16 protein-coding genes are annotated in these 18,680 nt (G+C 42.9%); all 16 read right to left on the bottom strand.

Annotation, left to right across the window (positions count from 1 at the left end):
• Positions 1 to 32: 32 nt before the first annotated feature.
• Positions 33 to 2,144, bottom strand: a complete 2,112-nt coding sequence (gene pnp / locus ACFO0S_RS05160) for a polyribonucleotide nucleotidyltransferase (RefSeq protein ID WP_378140745.1) — start codon at positions 2,142 to 2,144, stop codon at positions 33 to 35.
• Between the two features lie 149 nt (positions 2,145 to 2,293).
• Positions 2,294 to 2,563, bottom strand: coding sequence for a 30S ribosomal protein S15 (gene rpsO / locus ACFO0S_RS05155; RefSeq protein WP_378140744.1), 270 nt, complete (start codon positions 2,561 to 2,563; stop codon positions 2,294 to 2,296).
• A 108-nt stretch (positions 2,564 to 2,671) separates the two neighbouring features.
• Positions 2,672 to 3,628, bottom strand: coding sequence for a riboflavin biosynthesis protein RibF (gene ribF / locus ACFO0S_RS05150; protein WP_378140743.1), 957 nt, complete (start codon positions 3,626 to 3,628; stop codon positions 2,672 to 2,674).
• Positions 3,625 to 4,557, bottom strand: a complete 933-nt coding sequence (truB, locus tag ACFO0S_RS05145; RefSeq protein WP_378140742.1) for a tRNA pseudouridine(55) synthase TruB — start codon at positions 4,555 to 4,557, stop codon at positions 3,625 to 3,627. Before truB ends, ribF begins: the two co-directional genes overlap by 4 nt.
• Before the next feature lie 53 nt (positions 4,558 to 4,610).
• Positions 4,611 to 4,955: a 30S ribosome-binding factor RbfA gene (gene rbfA / locus ACFO0S_RS05140; RefSeq protein WP_378140741.1), complete on the bottom strand. Its 345-nt coding sequence runs from the start codon at positions 4,953 to 4,955 to the stop codon at positions 4,611 to 4,613.
• A 13-nt stretch (positions 4,956 to 4,968) separates the two neighbouring features.
• Positions 4,969 to 5,247: a DUF503 domain-containing protein gene (locus ACFO0S_RS05135; protein ID WP_378140740.1), complete on the bottom strand. Its 279-nt coding sequence runs from the start codon at positions 5,245 to 5,247 to the stop codon at positions 4,969 to 4,971.
• A complete protein-coding gene (infB, locus tag ACFO0S_RS05130; RefSeq protein ID WP_378140739.1) occupies positions 5,247 to 7,820 on the bottom strand; it encodes a translation initiation factor IF-2 in 2,574 nt (857 codons plus the stop codon). The genes ACFO0S_RS05135 and infB overlap by 1 nt, the downstream gene beginning before the upstream one ends.
• A gap of 4 nt (positions 7,821 to 7,824) precedes the next feature.
• Entirely contained in the window at positions 7,825 to 8,145 is a 321-nt protein-coding gene (locus ACFO0S_RS05125; RefSeq protein ID WP_378140738.1) for a YlxQ family RNA-binding protein, read from the bottom strand.
• A complete protein-coding gene (rnpM, locus tag ACFO0S_RS05120) occupies positions 8,142 to 8,420 on the bottom strand; it encodes an RNase P modulator RnpM (protein ID WP_378140737.1) in 279 nt (92 codons plus the stop codon). The genes ACFO0S_RS05125 and rnpM overlap by 4 nt, the downstream gene beginning before the upstream one ends.
• 19 nt (positions 8,421 to 8,439) lie before the next feature.
• Positions 8,440 to 9,570, bottom strand: coding sequence for a transcription termination factor NusA (nusA, locus tag ACFO0S_RS05115; RefSeq protein ID WP_378140736.1), 1,131 nt, complete (start codon positions 9,568 to 9,570; stop codon positions 8,440 to 8,442).
• 22 nt (positions 9,571 to 9,592) lie between these two features.
• Complete coding sequence (gene rimP, locus ACFO0S_RS05110) at positions 9,593 to 10,072, bottom strand: ribosome maturation factor RimP (protein WP_378140735.1); 480 nt, start codon at positions 10,070 to 10,072, stop codon at positions 9,593 to 9,595.
• Positions 10,073 to 10,196: 124 nt separating this feature from the next.
• Positions 10,197 to 14,528: a PolC-type DNA polymerase III gene (locus tag ACFO0S_RS05105; RefSeq protein WP_378140734.1), complete on the bottom strand. Its 4,332-nt coding sequence runs from the start codon at positions 14,526 to 14,528 to the stop codon at positions 10,197 to 10,199.
• A gap of 45 nt (positions 14,529 to 14,573) precedes the next feature.
• Complete coding sequence (gene rseP, locus ACFO0S_RS05100) at positions 14,574 to 15,827, bottom strand: RIP metalloprotease RseP (protein ID WP_378140733.1); 1,254 nt, start codon at positions 15,825 to 15,827, stop codon at positions 14,574 to 14,576.
• Positions 15,828 to 15,857: 30 nt separating this feature from the next.
• Complete coding sequence (gene dxr, locus ACFO0S_RS05095) at positions 15,858 to 17,003, bottom strand: 1-deoxy-D-xylulose-5-phosphate reductoisomerase (RefSeq protein ID WP_378140732.1); 1,146 nt, start codon at positions 17,001 to 17,003, stop codon at positions 15,858 to 15,860.
• A gap of 24 nt (positions 17,004 to 17,027) precedes the next feature.
• Positions 17,028 to 17,822, bottom strand: a complete 795-nt coding sequence (locus tag ACFO0S_RS05090; RefSeq protein WP_378140731.1) for a phosphatidate cytidylyltransferase — start codon at positions 17,820 to 17,822, stop codon at positions 17,028 to 17,030.
• Entirely contained in the window at positions 17,819 to 18,601 is a 783-nt protein-coding gene (locus tag ACFO0S_RS05085) for an isoprenyl transferase (RefSeq protein WP_378140730.1), read from the bottom strand. Before ACFO0S_RS05085 ends, ACFO0S_RS05090 begins: the two co-directional genes overlap by 4 nt.
• Between the last annotated feature and the right edge of the window lie 79 nt (positions 18,602 to 18,680).

Here is an 18,680-nt window from a genome sequence, read left to right as displayed (position 1 = left end):
AAAAGCTGCATGCCGGGGCATGCAGCTGGGACTTATTGTTGTTCTGCGCGTTCTTTTTCTTCTTTCAAGACGATTTTACGGGATAGATTGACGCGACCTTGATTGTCGATTTCAATAACTTTCACGAGTAGCTCGTCTCCCATTTTCAACACGTCTTCTACGTTCTTTGTACGTTCTTCTTGAATCTCTGAAATGTGCAACAAGCCGTCTTTACCTGAGAAGATTTCTAAGAAAGCACCGAATTTTTCAATGCGTCTCACTTTCCCCATGTAGTACTCACCGACGACTGCTACGCGGACGATGTCTTCGATCATCTTACGTGCTTTTGCAATCATTTCTTCATCAGACGATGCGATATAAATTGTCCCATCTTGTTCTGTATCAATTTTTACACCAGTTTCATCAATAATCTTGTTAATGACTTTACCGCCAGGTCCAATGACATCGCGGATCTTGTCCGGATTAATTTTGATGACATCAATTTTAGGAGCATACGCAGATAATTTTTCACGAGACGCCGGTAGTGTTGCAAGCATACTTTCTAAAATCTGCATACGTCCACTCTTGGCTTGTTCAAGCGCTTCTTGTAAGATTTCACGGGAAAGTCCGTCAATTTTAATATCCATTTGAAGGGCTGTTACCCCTTCGGCAGTACCTGCCACTTTAAAGTCCATATCTCCAAGATGATCTTCCATTCCTTGAATGTCAGTTAGTACTGTATAGTGTTCACCTTTTTTGATAAGTCCCATTGCAATACCAGCAACTGGCGCTTTGATTGGTACCCCTGCATCCATCATCGCAAGCGTCGATGCACAAATACTTGCCTGAGAAGTCGAGCCGTTGGACTCAAGAACCTCAGAAACTAAACGCATGGTATATGGGAATGTTTCTTCATCTGGAATGACGGCTTCAAGAGCGCGTTCACCAAGAGCCCCGTGACCAATTTCACGACGACCTGGCGCACGAATCGGTCCAGTTTCACCGACACTAAATAACGGGAAGTTATAGTGATGCATGAAACGTTTTGATTCTTCCACACCTAGACCATCGATGATTTGGACGTCTCCGAGAGGGCCAAGTGTACAAATACTTAACGCTTGTGTTTGCCCACGTGTAAACAGACCAGAACCATGCGTACGTGGAAGAATGCCCACTTCAGAAGATAATGGACGGATTTCGTCTTGTTTACGGCCATCTGGACGGATTTTTTCTTCTGTAATTAAGCGACGTACTTCTTCTTTAACGAGCATATCGACTGTTTGACGAACTTGTTTTAGTGTATCGTCATTTGCTTCTTGCGCTTCGAATGTCTCAATCACACGTGTACGAACTTCATTGATCGCTTCATCGCGCGCATGTTTTTCTGCAACAAGTACAGCAGTATTCACATCTGCCTCTGCCATTGCGCGAACTTGAGACACTATCATCTCATCCAATTGGTAGAGAGTAACTTCTGTTTTTGGCTTCCCAATTTCAGCCACAATCTCTTCTTGGAAAGCAATTAATTTTTTGATTTCATCGTGACCACACATGATCGCTTCTAACATGATTTCCTCTGAAACTTCTTTTGCTCCCGCTTCTACCATGTTGATTGCATCTTTTGTTCCTGCAACGACTAGATCCATTAATGAATTTTCCATTTGCTCCGTTGTCGGGTTGATGATAAACTCTCCATCTACATACCCTACTTGAACACCAGCGATCGGCCCTTCAAATGGGATATCAGAAACAGAAAGAGCTAGAGAAGAACCAACCATTGCCGCCATTTCAGATGAACAGTTTTGGTCCACGGACATAACAATCGAAATCACTTGAACTTCGTTACGGAATCCATCCGCAAATAACGGACGAATTGGACGGTCAATCAAACGACTCGTTAGAATCGCTTTTTCAGACGGACGTCCTTCTCGCTTGATGAATCCACCCGGAATTTTACCTACTGCATAAAGCTTTTCTTCATAGTTCACTGTTAATGGGAAGAAGTCAAGGTTCTTCGGTTGTTTAGAAGCCGTCGCTGTAGATAACACCGTAGTATCCCCATAACGAACTAAAACTGCTCCATTTGCTTGTTTTGCTAATTGGCCTACTTCAATTGTTAACGGACGGCCAGCCCATTCATACGTATACGTTTTCTTTTCGGTCATTAATTTGTTCTCCTCTCAACATCCAGATCCTTTATATGTACCCTCTTGTAGTGTATCAAACTATACAGCTACATGAGAAGAACTTTCTATTCGTAGAAAAACTCAACTCGCCAGATGACAAGTTGAGTTTTTGTAAGTGACTATTAAAATTAGCGGCGTAAGCCTAATTTTGCAATCAATTCACGGTAACGTTGAACTTCTGTTTCACGAAGGTATTTCAAAAGGTTACGACGACGTCCTACCATTTTGAAAAGACCGCGACGTGAGTGGTGATCTTTTTTGTGAGTACGTAAGTGCTCGTTTAAAGAGTTGATCTCTTCAGTTAAGATAGCAATTTGGATTTCTGGTGAACCCGTATCACTTTCGTGAGTGCGGTACTCATTGATCAGTTCATTTTTGCGTTCTCTTGTAATTGCCATGTTGGTTTCCTCCTAATAGTTAAATATCCCCTGTACCTGAGCAATCGTTGGAGAATCGAAAAGCCAAGATAAGGTTAAGTACAAGACGTACTAAATTAGTATAGCAGATTAGGGTCTTTCCGGCAAGGAGAGACTTCCTAACAAGGCAATCGCTTGTTCTTTATCGCGTTGAATTTGTTGTTTTAAAGCGTCGAGTGACGGAAACTTCTGTTCTTTGCGGATGGGCGCATACCATAATACCCGAACTTGTTCACCGTAAATATCATGATCAAAATCAAACAAATGGACTTCAATCGATAGTTTCTTGATGTCTTGAACGGTCGGTTTATAGCCCACATTGCAAACTCCGTCTACCCATTTATTTTGGACAAACATCCGCACAGCATACACACCATTTGCTGGAATATACTGCTCTTCATCTGTTGCAATATTGGCCGTTGGAAATTGAATCGTTCTTCCCCGTTTATCACCGTGCACGACAATTCCATCTAGCTGAAAAGGTCTTCCGAGTAGATCACGCACGTTATCTACATTGCCCTCTGTCAACTCTTTGCGTATTCGGGTCGAACTAACTTTGTCTTCTTCAAGTGTGAATTTTGGGATTGTCATCACCTGAACTTGGCCGGCAAGATAAGATGTCATGTGTTCCATATCACCTTTCCCAAATGCCCCGAATGAAAAATCAAATCCTGCTATAACGTGATGTACATTAAGCTTTAAGATAAACTCATCCATAAATGTTTCTGGTGATAGACGAGCAAAATCAGAGGTGAACCGAACAACAAAAACATCATCTACATCCATATCACGTAACAATTCTAGCTTCTGTTTCAAAGGCGTAATGTAATGAATGTCTGTTTTCTTCCCACTCAATACAACGGATGGGTGTGGATCAAAAGTCATCACAGCAGCACGTGTTTTTGATCGTTTTGCTTGTGACACGGCTTCTTGTATTAACTGTTGATGTCCTCTATGTAGTCCATCAAAAAAACCGATGGCAAGTGAATAACCTTGATCACAGTGCGATGGCATCTGCGTAGGGTATTGGATATCGTGTACCTTCATGATTGTTCCAACTCCGGACGTATAAACATTTTTTCAGGTTTCATGTAGCCTTCCTTTTCAGGATGATTGATGTAGACGGCATGAGCAATCCCCTGTTTTCCTACGACAATCTTATCATGAACGTCAAGGTCTGTGTGTGCAGGAAGTGTTTGTCCATTGGCAAATCCTTTTTCAAGCGACTGTGGAATTTCATAATATGGCCATTCCGTTAATGCCCGTTCAATAGGTTGTACAATTGACTGAAACTTATTTGATTGAACCAGTTGTTCCACTTCTGCAAGTGTAAATGCTTCTTTTGAATGAAATCCACCGGCTTCTGTGCGAACTAACTTCTTCATATGAGCAGGGACACCTAATTTTTCGCCAATTTGAACAGCTAACGTTCGTATATAAGTCCCCTTACTACAAGCCACTTCAATCTCAAATTCAATCGATTTTCCTTGCCATTCTTGTTCGGGTGAAAGCAAATCTAAACGATGAATCGTCACTTCTCGAGAGGGACGATCAATCACTTTTCCTTCACGCGCGTATTCATACAGCCTACGTCCGTTAACTTTGACCGCAGAATACATGGGTGGTGTTTGTATGATAGTGCCAGTTAGCTCAGCAAGAACATCCGCCAACTGCTCACGTTGAAGAGTTAATGACTCATTAGCCGTATCAATTATTTCACCAGATGCATCTTCCGTTGTGGTGGCGGTTCCTAGTGAAACAACGGCGCGGTACTCTTTTCCTTGCGACATCACATATTCAGCTACTTTCGTTGCTTGGCCTAGGCAGATAGGTAGAACCCCTTCGACATCTGGATCCAGTGTACCGGTGTGACCAATTCGTTTCATTTTTAAGATTTTTCTTAGCTTAAAGATGCAATCATGACTTGTCATGCCGGTTTCTTTCCATAGTGGTAAAATCCCTTCGAATGACTCCACGTTCCCACTCCTCTCATAAGAAAAAGCCTGCCTCTTATGAGGCAGGCTTTCCATTAGTTATTACTTTTTAATTGACGTAAAAGGTCATCAATATGATTTCCATATGCAATTGACTCATCAATTTGGAAAGAAAGCTCAGGAGTTTTACGCAAACGAATACGTGTTCCTACTTCAGAACGAATGATTCCCTTTGCTTTATCTAACCCTTTAAGCGCTTCTTCTTGTTTTACTTGTTGTTCTAGCACGGTCACATAAACCGTTGCTTGTTGCAAGTCACCTGTTACTTCTACGTCTGTAACTGTAACAAACTCGACTCGTGGATCTTTTACTTTGCGTTTTAAGATATCCGCGATTTCTTTCTTCATTTGTTCAGCCACTCGGTTTGCTCTCATTGCCATCGTCTCACCTCACCTATCGTTCGTCTATCTGGTACGTTAGGCATTCCCATTCTGAATTGGATTCAAGAAAGTTTAGGACCATGCGTAATTCACGTTCACTGTGTCGTTTGTCGGAAGAAACGATAGCGACACCTATCAAGGTTCGCTGCCACAGATCTTGATAATCCAGTTCTCCGACAGAGACATTGAACTTTTGTCTCGTGCGTTTAATCATTCGCTGGAGTACAGCACGTTTTTCTTTTAGCGTGTGTACATTTGGCAAGATAAATTCACACTCGAGGTAAAGAATCATTAGCGCTTAATTTCTTCCATGATATATGCTTCGATGATATCAGCTTCTTTCACATCATTGAATCCTTTGATCGTGATTCCACACTCATATCCACGTGCAACTTCTTTCGCATCGTCTTTAAAGCGTTTTAATGTATCAAGCTCACCTTCAAAAATGACGATGCCGTCACGGATGACACGTACACCACTATCGCGTGTAATTTTACCTTCCGTTACATATGAACCAGCAATGGTTCCAACTTTTGACACTTTAAATGTTTCGCGAACTTCCGCTTGGCCGATAATCTTCTCTTCAAATTCAGGGTCAAGAAGACCTTTCATAGCGAATTCAATTTCTTCGATTACTTTATAGATTATTCGGTGTAGACGAATATCTACGCCTTCCTCATCTGCTGCACGTTTTGCATTCGTATCTGGACGTACATTAAATCCGATAACGATTGCATTCGAAGCAGCAGCAAGAGAAATATCTGATTCTGTAATCGCTCCAGCGCCTGTGTGAATGATACGCACGTTTACGCCTTCCACCTCGATTTTCATAAGAGCGGCAGCCATAGCTTCCACTGTCCCTTGAACATCGGCTTTTACGATTAGATTTAGTTCCTTCATTTCCCCTTGTTTCATTTGATCAAACAAATTATCAAGAGTCACTCGAGTTTTTTCAGAACGCTGTTCTTGAATCGCCGTTGATGCACGGGATTCACCGACTTGACGAGCTGTTTTTTCATCTTCAAAGACAACAAAACGATCTCCAGCAAGTGGTACTTCATTAAGACCTGTGATTTCAACTGGAGTGGATGGACCGGCTTCTTTTAAACGACGACCCGTCTCATTCACCATCGCACGCACTCGACCGTAAGCATGTCCTACGACAATCGGATCTCCAACGCGAAGTGTTCCATCTTGTACAAGAAGCGTTGCGACAGAGCCGCGACCTTTATCAAGTTGAGCTTCAATTACTGTACCGATTGCTTTACGTTTCGCATTTGCTTTAAGTTCGGCTACTTCAGAGACGAGAAGAACCATTTCAAGTAACGTATCAATTCCGTCTCCTTTCAATGCTGAAATCGGTACGAAAATGGTATCGCCACCCCACGCCTCAGGAACTAAACCATGCTCTGTTAATTCTTGCATGACGCGGTCCGGATTCGAAGATGGTTTATCCATCTTATTGACAGCTACAATGATTGGCACTTCAGCCGCTTTTGCGTGGTTGATAGCTTCTACCGTTTGTGGCATGACTCCATCATCTGCAGCAACAACAAGAATCGTTAAGTCTGTCACCTTCGCTCCACGTGCACGCATCGTTGTAAACGCAGCGTGACCTGGTGTATCTAAGAATGTGATTTTCTTACCATTCTCATCCGTAACTTGGTATGCACCGATATGCTGGGTGATACCGCCGGCTTCGCCTGAAGTAACTTTTGAGTTACGAATGGAATCAAGAAGCGTCGTTTTCCCGTGGTCAACGTGACCCATGATCGTCACAACTGGTGGACGTTCTTTCAAGTCCGCTTCATTTTCTTCTTCGTTTTCAAAGTGCACTTCAAGGTCCGTGATATCTACTTTGATTTCTTCTTCTACTTCAACACCATAGTCTGCACAGATCAGTTCAATTGTATCTTTATCTAGCTCTTGGTTAATATTTGCCATGATTCCCAGCATGAATAATTTTTTGATGAGTTCTGCTGGTTCTCTACCTAATTTTTTTGATAGTTCCTGAACTGACAAAGACTCAGTGAACGTAATTTTTGTTGGTAATTCGCGCTCTTTACGTGGTACGGGTGGTTGAACTGGGGTTGAATTTTTCTTGCGTCGGTGTGGACGATTTCCACCCGGACGCCCTTGGAATCCACCACGGTTCCCGCCTGGACGGCCACCTTGTGCAGGTCCGCGGTTTTGACCTTGACCAGCTGGACGCTGTTGTGAAGAACCTGTATTTTGACCGCCTTGTGGACGGTTCTGACCTTGTCCGCTTTGTGGACGGTTCTGGCCTTGACCGCCTTGTGGACGGTTCTGACCTTGTGCCCCTTGTGGTCGGTTTTGACCTTGACCGCCTTGTGGACGGTTCTGACCTTGTGCCCCTTGTGGTCGGTTTTGACCTTGACCACCTTGTGGACGGTTCTGACCTTGACCACCTTGTGGACGGTTCTGACCTTGACCACCTTGTGGACGGTTCTGACCTTGTCCACCTTGTGGACGGTTCTGGCCTTGACCGCCTTGTGGACGGTTCTGGCCTTGTCCGCCTTGTGGACGGTTCTGACCTTGTGCCCCTTGTGGTCGGTTTTGACCTTGACCGCCTTGTGGACGGTTCTGACCTTGTGCCCCTTGTGGTCGGTTTTGACCTTGACCGCCTTGTGGACGGTTCTCGTTATTTTGTGGTCGTTGAGAAGATGTTGTATTTGCAGGTTTTGCTCCACCATTAAACTTCGCATCTAATTTCGACACTGTATCTGACTCAATAGTCGACATGTGATTCGTTACTTTAACATTTAATTTTTCAAGCTCTGTAATGACATCTTTGCTTGATTTATTTACCTTTTTGGCGTATTCATGAACTCTGATTTTCGTCATTCGCTCACCTCCGGTTATATTCGTTGATTAGTGATGCTAATTTTTTCGCAAAACCATGATCCATAATTGCAATGACAACACGTGCTTCTTTGCCAGTTGCATGGCCCAATTCGTATCGATCTCCAAAGACACCTAAATCAACGTGAAACGATGCACACTTGTCTCTTACTTTCTTTTCCGTATTAGCGGATGCATCATTCGCTAATATGACGAACTTGGCTTGTTGTCTTCTAACCTCTCTGATGACAAGTTCCTCACCAGAAACTGTTTTTCGTGCACGTGTGGCTAATCCCAATAAATTGATGATTTGCTGTTCGAGTGTCATTTGAGTTTTTCACGCTCAATAAACACGATTAGCTCTTCATAAACTGACTCAGGAATGGTCGTTTCTAATTGCATTCCGAGAGAGTTTTTCTTTTTCGCAGCTTCTACAGCTTCGCGAGTTTTTGATAGATACGCTCCTCGGCCAGATTTTTTACCAGACGGGTCTACAGATACTTCCCCTTCTTTGGAACGTACCACACGAATCATTTCTTTCTTTGGAAACATCTCGTTGGTTGCTACGCATTTCCGCATAGGGATTTTTTTTTGAGTTGCCATGTGCAGACACCTTCTTTACTTAATCTTTATAGAAATCGAAGTCTTCCGCTTCTTCAAAATCCACGAAATCTTCGTCATCTTGTGATTCATCATACGCACGTGGATAAATACCCATTTCGCGTGCATCTGTTTCGCTCTTGATATCAATTTTCCAACCTGTCAGTTTAGCAGCAAGACGTGCATTTTGACCACGCTTCCCGATGGCTAGTGAAAGTTGGAAATCTGGGACAACAACTGTTGTTGATTTATCATCATCGTTCACTTGAACATCCAATACTTGTGACGGACTAAGTGCGTTCGCGACAAATTGAACTGGGTCTTCAGACCACTCAACGATATCAATTTTTTCGCCACCAAGTTCATTCACGATGGTCTGTACACGGGCACCTTTTGCTCCTACACATGAACCGACTGGATCGACATCTTCATGATGTGCAACAACTGAGATTTTCGAACGATCGCCTGCTTCACGAGCAATTGATTTGATTTCAACTGTTCCATCATAGATTTCCGGAACTTCCATCTCAAACAAACGACGGAGAAGTCCAGGGTGTGTGCGAGAGACAAACACTTGTGGTCCTCTTGTCGTACGCTCCACTTTCGTGATAAATACTTTGATACGATCGTGTGGACGGTAAGTCTCAGAAGGAATTTGTTCGTTTGCAGGAAGAACTGCTTCGACTTTCCCTAGACCCACATAAATATTACGAGCATCTAATCGCTCGACAATGCCATTGACGATATCTTCTTCACGGTCTACATACTCTTCGTAGATTAACCCACGTTCTGCTTCGCGAACACGCTGTGTAACCACTTGTTTCGCTGTTTGAGCAGCAATACGACCGAAATTGCGAGGCGTGACCTCTTCTTCAATCACGTCACCCACTTGATAGTGAGGATTGATTTGATGCGCGTCTTCCAAAGATACTTGCAAACGCTCATCTTCCACTTCCTCCACTACATCTTTACGAGAGTAGACAATCATAGAACCTGTCTCCAAGTTAATGTCGACACGAACATTTTGTGCTTGGTTGAAATTACGCTTATAGGCAGTGACAAGTGCCGCTTCAATAGCTTCGATTAAAACATCCCGTTTAATACCTTTTTGTTGTTCCAGTGCGGTTAACGCATCTAATAGTTCACTGCTCACAGTGTTCACTCCTTATTAACAATTATGCTGAAAAATCAATCGCAAGACGCGCAAGCGCAACCTTTTCTACAGGAATCACAATTTTCAACTTTCTCGTTTTCACTCGGTATTCCACAGTCAGGCCTTCTTCTTTTGAATACGAAGTTAAGGTTCCTTCAAATTCTTTACGACCATCTAATGGTTCGTAAGTTTTGATGAATACATGAGAGCCTACAGCTTGAATGTAATCTTCTTCTTTTTTAAGTGGGCGTTCTGCCCCAGGAGAAGAGACTTCTAGGAAGTAGTTCTCCTTAATTGGATCTTTAGCATCGAGCATTTCACTGACACGCTCGCTTACACGTGCACATTGCTCGATATCAATACCACCACCTGGGACATCTACATAAATGCGAAGGAACCAGTCTCGACCTTCTTTTACGTACTCAACATCTACGAGTTCTAAATTCATTTCTTGTACAATGGGTGTAACCATCTCTTCGATTTGTTTGACGATATCTTGCATAATTTCCTCCTCACTTTTGGCCTTAAACAACAGAAAAGAGCGGGAAATCCCACTCTTTGCGCAAAAGTTATACAACATTCGTATCATTAGTATACCATATCTCGAGGTAAGACGCAAATTGTAGCTAAAATAGTGACAATTGATTGGCGTCCGGCATTCCTTCTAAGCATCCTAATGAATCGAGATAATCAATAATGGTTTGTGAGACCTTACCTCGCTGCTTTAAATCTTCTTTCGATAAGAACTCTCCGTTCTCTCTCGCTTTCACTATCTGCAACGCAACGTTTGTACCAAGACCCGGAACTGCGTTAAATGGCGGAATTAATGTATTGCCTTCAATTACAAATTCAGTGGCCTTCGATTTGTAGAGATCCACCTTCTGCATACGAATCCCACGTTCCGACATTTCAAGTGAGATTTCCAGAACGGTCAACAAGCTTTTCTCTTTCGGACTCGCATCCAGTCCCTTCGCATTGATTTCATTCAATTTCGCCCGGATTGTTTGGGACCCATTGATCATGGCTTGTAAATCAAAATCTGATGCGCGGACAGTAAAGTATGCTGCATAATAAAGGATCGGGAAATGGACTTTGAAGTAAGCAATACGCACGGCCATCAGTACATAAGCAGACGCGTGTGCTTTCGGGAACATATACTTGATCTTTTTACATGATTCAATATACCAACCCGGAACACTGTTCTTCTTCATTTCTTCTTCGAACTCAGGTGTTAACCCTTTTCCTTTACGAACGGATTCCATAATTTTAAAGGCGAGTGACGGCTCTAAGCCTTGATAGATAAGATACACCATGATGTCATCTCGACAACCGATAACGTCACTCAGTTGGCACGTTCCTGCTTGGATTAACTCCTGAGCATTCCCTAGCCATACATCTGTTCCATGAGAAAGCCCAGAAATCTGAACCAGCTCAGAGAAGGTTGACGGTTTTGTCTCTTCAAGCATTTGTCGAACAAACCGAGTACCAAACTCCGGAATTCCGAGAGTCCCTGTCTTGCAATCGATTTGTTCTTCTGTCACCCCAAGTGATTCTGTGCCACTAAAGATTTTCATCACTTCCGGGTCGTCTGTTGGAATCGTTTTTGGATCAATACCAGATAAATCCTGCAACATCCGGATCACCGTTGGATCATCGTGACCTAGAATATCAAGTTTCAACAAATTATCATGAATCGAATGGAAGTCAAAATGCGTTGTCTTCCAACTAGAATCTTGTGCATCTGCAGGGAACTGAATCGGCGAGAAATCGTAGATGTCCATATAATCTGGGACAACAATAATTCCCCCTGGGTGCTGCCCTGTCGACCGCTTGACTCCTGTACAGCCTTTCACAAGACGATCGGTTTCTGCACCGCGCATGATGAGGTTGTGATCACTCGCGTAGCCTTTAACATACCCATACGCTGTCTTTTCTGCAACCGTACCAATCGTACCTGCTCGGAACACATTGTCTTCACCGAACAGCTCTTTTGTATAGTTGTGCGCCGTTGGTTGATATTCTCCACTAAAGTTCAAATCGATATCGGGAACTTTATCTCCTTTAAAGCCAAGGAACGTTTCAAAGGGAATATCTTGCCCATCTTTTCGGTAGGCAGTCCCGCATTCCGGACAATCTTTATTCGGCAAATCATATCCCGATCCAACAGATCCATCCTGAAAGAACTCCGCGTGCTTACATGAGGGACAAACATAATGTGGAGGCAGTGGATTCACTTCTGTGATATCCGTCAGTGTCGCTACGAGTGAAGAGCCGACCGACCCCCGTGAACCAACCAAATACCCGTCATCCAAAGACTTTTTCACGAGTTTGTGAGAAATCAAATAAATAACTCCGAATCCGTGGCCCAAGATAGAGGTTAATTCTTTTTCAATACGTTCGGTCACAATCTCTGGCAGTTCCTCACCATAAATTTTACGGGCACGCGTATACGTCAGTTCCGTAATTTCCTCGTCGGCTCCTTCAATTTTAGGAGCAAACAGATCATCTTTGATCGGCTTAACGTCTCCAATTCGATTCGCAACCTCTTGCGAATTTTTCACGACAATTTCATAGGCGGTTTCTTTTCCTAGAAACTCAAATGCATCGAGCATTTCATTGGTCGTCCGGAAATGGACGTTTGGAAGTTCATGACGATTGAGTGGATTCGCCCCACCCATACCACTCACTAAAATTTTTCGGTAGATAGCATCGTTTTCTTCCCGGTAATGAACATTTCCTGTAGCAACGACTGGTTTGTTGATCCGTTTTCCAAGTTTTATCATTTTCCGAATGATATCTTCTAAGTTCCACTCATCTCGAACAAGCTCCAGTTCAATGAGATGCTGGTAGACCTCTTTCGGATGAACTTCCAGATAGTCATAGAATTTAGCGATTTGTTCCACTTGTTCAAGTGGTTTTTGCATCAACCCTTCAAACACTTCCCCTTTGTCACATCCGGAACCAACCAGTAATCCTTTGCGATACTTCTGCAGAGTGGAACGGGTAATACGCGGTACACGGTAAAATGTATGGATATGAGAGATACTGACTAAATGGAACAAATTCTTTAACCCTTCATCATTCACAGCAAGGATTGTGCAGTGAGAAGGGCGACCTCTCTTATAAGCATCGCCTTCTCCAATAAAGTCGTTTAATTGATTGTGATTTTGGATGCCTTTTTGTTCTGCTTCTTTTAACAGATGCATCAATAAATATCCGGTCGCTTCGCAGTCATAAATCGCTCGGTGGGCTTGGGTCAGCTCGATATTAAATCGCTTAGCTAGCGTCCCTAACCGATGATTCTTAAGTTCCGGATGAAGGAATCGTGCGAGTTCCAATGTATCGATGACAGGATGATCATTCTTGTCAATGCCCGTCTGACGATACGCTTCATATAGAAAGCCCATATCGAATGAGGCATTATGCGCAACGACAATTGCATCCCCAATGAATTCATGGAATTCGCGAGTCACTTGAGAAAGTTCCGGTGCATCTCGAACCATGTCATCGGTTATCCCCGTCAGCTCGATGGTGGTTGCCGATAATGTTTGGTGAGGATTGACGAATCGCTCAAACTTATCGATGATGTTGCCATCATGAATTTTAACAGCCGCAAGTTCAATGATTTTGTCATAGGTCGCGGATAAACCCGTTGTCTCCACGTCAAAAACAATATACATCGCATCAGGAAGCGTTTGATCAATAGGATCATAAGCAATCGGAACCCCGTCATGAACCAGATTCGCTTCCAGTCCATAAATTACTTTAATATTGTTCGCCTTTCCAGCAGCATATGCATCTGGGAAGGATTGTACATTTCCATGATCCGTAATTGCGACTGCAGGATGGCCCCATTTTGCAGCTTGCTTGATTAATTCTCCGACTGGCGTGACAGCATCCATCGCACTCATCGGGGAATGCATATGGAGTTCCACACGTTTTTGACCTTCCGGTGCGGTATCTTGTTTCACGAACGGTCTTACTTCTACCATATCTTGAGCCATCATAATTAAATCGCGGACAAAGGTATCATTTTGGACAGAACCACGTGCACGGATCCACATCCCTTTCTTCAGACGATTCATCATGTGCACATCTTCTTTATCACGAGAGAACATCTTCACTAAAATAGAATCCGTGTAATCAGTTACTTTCGCAGTCAATAATGAACGTCCACTGCGAAGTTCTTTAATTTCCACATCAAATACATATCCTTCTATCGTAAGGCGACGTTCCTCATCTTGAATACGTCGGATTGCTGTCGTGACTTCGTCGGGTTTGATTCCTACACCTAATTGGAACGGACCATCTGCCTCACTTAGTTGTGCAGCAGAAGACTCACGTTTCTGTTGATCTTCAAGAGCTTTACGGCTCAGTGCTTCTTCTTCAGCAAGTTTTTGTTCCATAAACTGCCGCTGCTGTTCAGCGAGCGCTTCTGTATTTTCTTCCATAATACAATCAAACCGTAATGATCCAAGACCGATTTTTTCATAGGCTGACGCAAGTAGTGGAAAATATTTACCTTGTAAAGTTCGTAGTTCTAGCTCTTGCGCGCATTTCACTTTCACCAGTTGCCCTTCGACATGTGGAATTTGTGAAGCAAGCAGTTGTTTCAGTGGAGGACTCATTTCTTGAAACGATTCGACCACATCCAACCAGTAGGCAGGAACAAACTCTGTAGCATCGGCAGGAGAGGTTAACTCAACAGAAAAATCGACGACCGCAATGCCTTGAAATCGTTCATTAAGCCGTCTTTTAAACTGACGAAAGATATCTCCAGATAGCGGTTGTTCACCTTTCAATTGAAAGTCCCAGATGCGATGTTTCTTATGGACTGTCAATTTAGCCAATTCGTATGTTTCAAATGCTTTGATATATGTATCTTCTTCGAGCTCCAATTGTTGCAAAAGTAACATCATCTTCATTTTGCCTGTTTGCACATTTCTTCCCCCTTTCATTGAAAAAGAAAGGAAAGTTCAGCTAGTGAACTTTCCCGACATGTATTAGAAGAAAAAGCGTTGTATATCGTTCCAGGTGACTACAATCATCAGTACCATTAGTAGCATGATACCGACAAAGTGCACCATTCCTTCTCGTTGCTTGTCAATCGGACGTCCACGTATGGCTTCAAAACCGAAGAATAAGAGACGACCACCGTCTAGAGCAGGAAGTGGAAGCAAATTCATGATTCCCAAATTGATACTCAACATGGCTGTCCAGTTCAACAAGTTGAAGATACCAAACTGTGCCACCGTTTCAGTAGCCTTATAAATGCCAACGGGTCCAGATAAATCATCAATGGAGAAGCTTCCCGTCAACAAGTTTCCGAGCAAAGTAAAAATTAAAACTGTGAAGTCGTATGTTTGAGTCGCTCCATATACAAATGATCCAAAGAAAGATTTTTCAAATGGCGCTTGTACACCGATTTGACCAATCGTTTCTTCACCACTTTGAATACCGTCTGGCGTAATCTCTGTCGTCACGGTTTGTCCGTCACGGTCGATTTCAAAAGATAACGCTTGATCCGGGCTCTGTTGAATCACTGTTACGAGTTCAGTCCATGTCCCTACTGCTTCACCATCTATCGCTATAATACGATCACCTTGTTGTAAGGCTGCTTCTGCTGCAGGAGTGTTATTTACTACTGTACTTATCACAGGTTCATCAACAGGAATACCTCGTAATAATGCAATGACCGTAAATAGAATAAACGCGAGAATAAAGTTAAACAAAGGTCCGGCAAAAATCGCTAGAGAACGTTGACCCACTGTCTTTGAGTGGAATTGACGGTCATAAGGGGCAATAAGTGATTCCCTTCCTGCTTCATTTACTTTGGCATTCCGAGAAATCGAATACTTTACGTGTGTTTCGCTCTCATCATAGCCTTCAATAAACATCTTATTCATTAAATCAGCTTTTTCGATTTCGATAAACTGCATATCTGGAAGATAGTTTTTTTGATTCAATACAATATAATCAACTTCGTCTTGTGCATTTAATCGAACACCTACACGGTACCCCGGTTGCAATTCTATAGCATCAAGATCTTCGCCCGCCATCCGGACATATCCACCAATCGGCAATAGACGAATCGTGTACACTGTTTCACCTTTAGTGTAGCCAAGCAATTTCGGCCCCATCCCAATCGCAAATTCCCGCACCATGATTCCTGCGCGTTTGGCAAAAATAAAGTGACCAAGTTCATGGAAAAAAACGATGGAACCAAAAATTAATATAAACGCAATTGCAGTTTCCAAGTTACCCCACCTTCATTTCAATCAGTGCTCTTAGTGTACCATGTTTTGAACAAATCTTCTTGTTTCATTATCTGTCGCAAGTATCTCTTCAAGTGACGGTGTGGCAATGATGGAATGTTGTTCCAGTGCTTTTTCAATCATCTCATCAATTGCTAGAAATGATATCTGTTTTTTAAGGAATAAATCGACTGCAGCTTCATTTGCTGCGTTTAAAACTGTCGTAGCAGTTCCACCAGCTTTTCCAGCTTGGATAGCTAGATCGAGCGCCTTATATCTTTCGTAATCCATTTTCTCAAAATGAAGTTTACCTATCTCCGTTAAGTCGAGTGATTTGCCACTCCCCATCGGAAGTCGGTCTGGATACGTGAGGGCATATTGAATGGGTACACGCATGTCCGGTGTCCCTAGTTGTGCCATGACACTTGTATCTACGAATTCAATCATGGAGTGAATAATACTTTCTTTGTGCAGGACTACTTCGATTCGATCATAAGGCATTGAAAAGAGTACATGGGCTTCGATGACTTCTAGCCCCTTGTTCATCATAGTGGCCGAGTCAATTGTAATCTTACTCCCCATAGACCAGTTCGGATGGTTGAGAGCATCCTCTACAGAAACCCCTTCCAGTTCCTTCCGCGTCTTATCCCGGAAGCTCCCACCAGAAGCAGTGATAACCAGTTTTTTAATTTGTTTTGGATTTTCACCATTCAGCGCCTGGAAAAGAGCTGAATGTTCGCTATCTACAGGTAGTATTGGCACATTGTACTTTTTAGCAGCAGCCATGACAAGATGCCCTGCAGTCACAAGTGTCTCTTTGTTTGCTATAGCGATCGGAATTCCTTTTTCGATGGCTTTTAAAGTCGGTTGCAAGCCTACACTTCCGAGAACTGCATTGACTAATACATCTGCACCAGACTCCGAGGCAACGGCCTCAAGACCCTCTGCTCCAGTTAATACCTGTGCAGCAGGAACTGCGTTCTTGACTGTTTGCACATCGCTTTCATTTGCGACAGATATAAGTGGAACGTGAAATTCAGATGCAATATGAATCGCTTGCTCCACATTTTGTCCCACAGAAAAAGCCACCAGTTGAAATTGGTCAGAATGGGCACGAATGACATCTAAAGTTTGTTGACCAATGGATCCCGTGGCCCCAAGTAAACTGATTTTCTTCATTAAATTTCTCCTGTCTGCGTCCCTTTAAGGGATAAAGTGTAAAAAGTGTAAGAGTGGTACGACAAATAGTAGTGAATCAAATCGGTCAAGCATTCCGCCATGCCCAGGAAGTAACGTCCCGGAATCCTTAACATGGTAATGGCGTTTGATAGCTGATTCTGCCAAGTCTCCAAATTGACCGATGATAGAAGCTGCAATCGTAACAAAAATTAATTGAAGCCATGTGTCGGCAAATGGGAAAACTACATTCAATAACACGGCAAAGATAATTGCAGCTAGTATTCCCCCGTAAAAACCTTCGATCGTCTTATTCGGAGAAATTTCTGGCCACAACTTTTTCTTCCCAAATTTCCTTCCGGCAAAATATGCCCCTGAATCTGTCGTCCACACAATAAGTAAGGCAAATAGTACATAGATTAAGTCGACTAGACGTGTTTCAATCAGATAGTAGAACCCGATTCCTATATACATCATGCCAAAAAAAACAAACGCTGCGTCATCATACGTAAATGTGTTTTTCACAAGTACTGCATACAGAAGCAACATAAAGACAAGGACAAATACGAGTGTCATCCGGTCATGGCCAGTCCAGCCGATGAGGGACGACTCATATTGTTGTGGCATTAGCATGATATAAAGATTTATAAGAGCAAGTGCTCCCGGAATCGAAACGAGACGAATCTGCTTCATCCGGAGAATTTCATAAAGCGCAACTGTAGCAATAAAATAAACGGCAAGTGTAAAAGCAATTCCTCCGTACAAGACGACGGGAACAAATAGTGCGAGCGCAATGATGGCCGTAATGATACGCTGTTTCATTTCGACTCCCCCTCTAGCCCGCCATATCTACGATTCCGTTTTTGAAACACTTGAATTGCTTCATTTAAACAGGCTTCATCAAAGTCTGGCCACAATACGTCTGTAAACCAAAATTCCGTGTAGGCAAGTTGCCACAACATAAAATTGCTCAGTCGGACTTCCCCACTTGTACGGATCAATAAATCGGGCTCCATCAAATGTTTCGTCATCAAATGTTCTGCTATACATTGGTCAGTGACATCTTCCGGTTCTAGCTTCCCTTGCTTCACCGCATGAGCAATGGCTTTCATGGCTTGAACAATTTCCGCGCGACTACCATAGTTAAGTGCGAAATTTAAGATGAGGCCTGTATTATCTTTTGTTTCATCCATTGCTTTTTGGACGGCTCTTTGCGTATGGGTGGGAAGCGAATCAAAATCTCCCATAATCTGAACGCGCACATTACGTTCAACTAATTCGGGTAAATACGTTCCTAAAAATTCTTCAGGTAATCGCATTAAGAATTCAACTTCTTTTTTAGGCCGCGTCCAGTTTTCTGTTGAAAACGCATAAAGCGTCAGTACTTTAACACCGAGGTCATTTGCATGGCGCGTGATCTTTCGAACCGTTTTCATGCCTTCATGATGACCTGCGATTCGGGGTAACGAACGTTTGGTCGCCCAGCGTCCATTCCCATCCATGATGATGGCGATATGTTCTGGAATCAGACCCAATCCGGTAAGTGGGTGGTCAGCTTCGTCAGGCTGACTTTGCTTTTGACTAAAAAGCTTTTTAAACATGTATAATTTCCTCCAAACGCTCGTATCAAGACATATATATCCTATCATACCAAATTTCATGTGGCATTGAGTTGGTTTT

It is taken from the genome of Chryseomicrobium palamuruense (genome assembly GCF_042649045.1).
In the GTDB taxonomy this organism is placed as follows: Bacteria; Bacillota; Bacilli; order Bacillales_A; family Planococcaceae; genus Chryseomicrobium; species Chryseomicrobium palamuruense.
The sequence above is the reverse complement of the archived record's forward strand: the minus strand, read 5'-3'. Positions and strand labels throughout refer to the sequence as shown.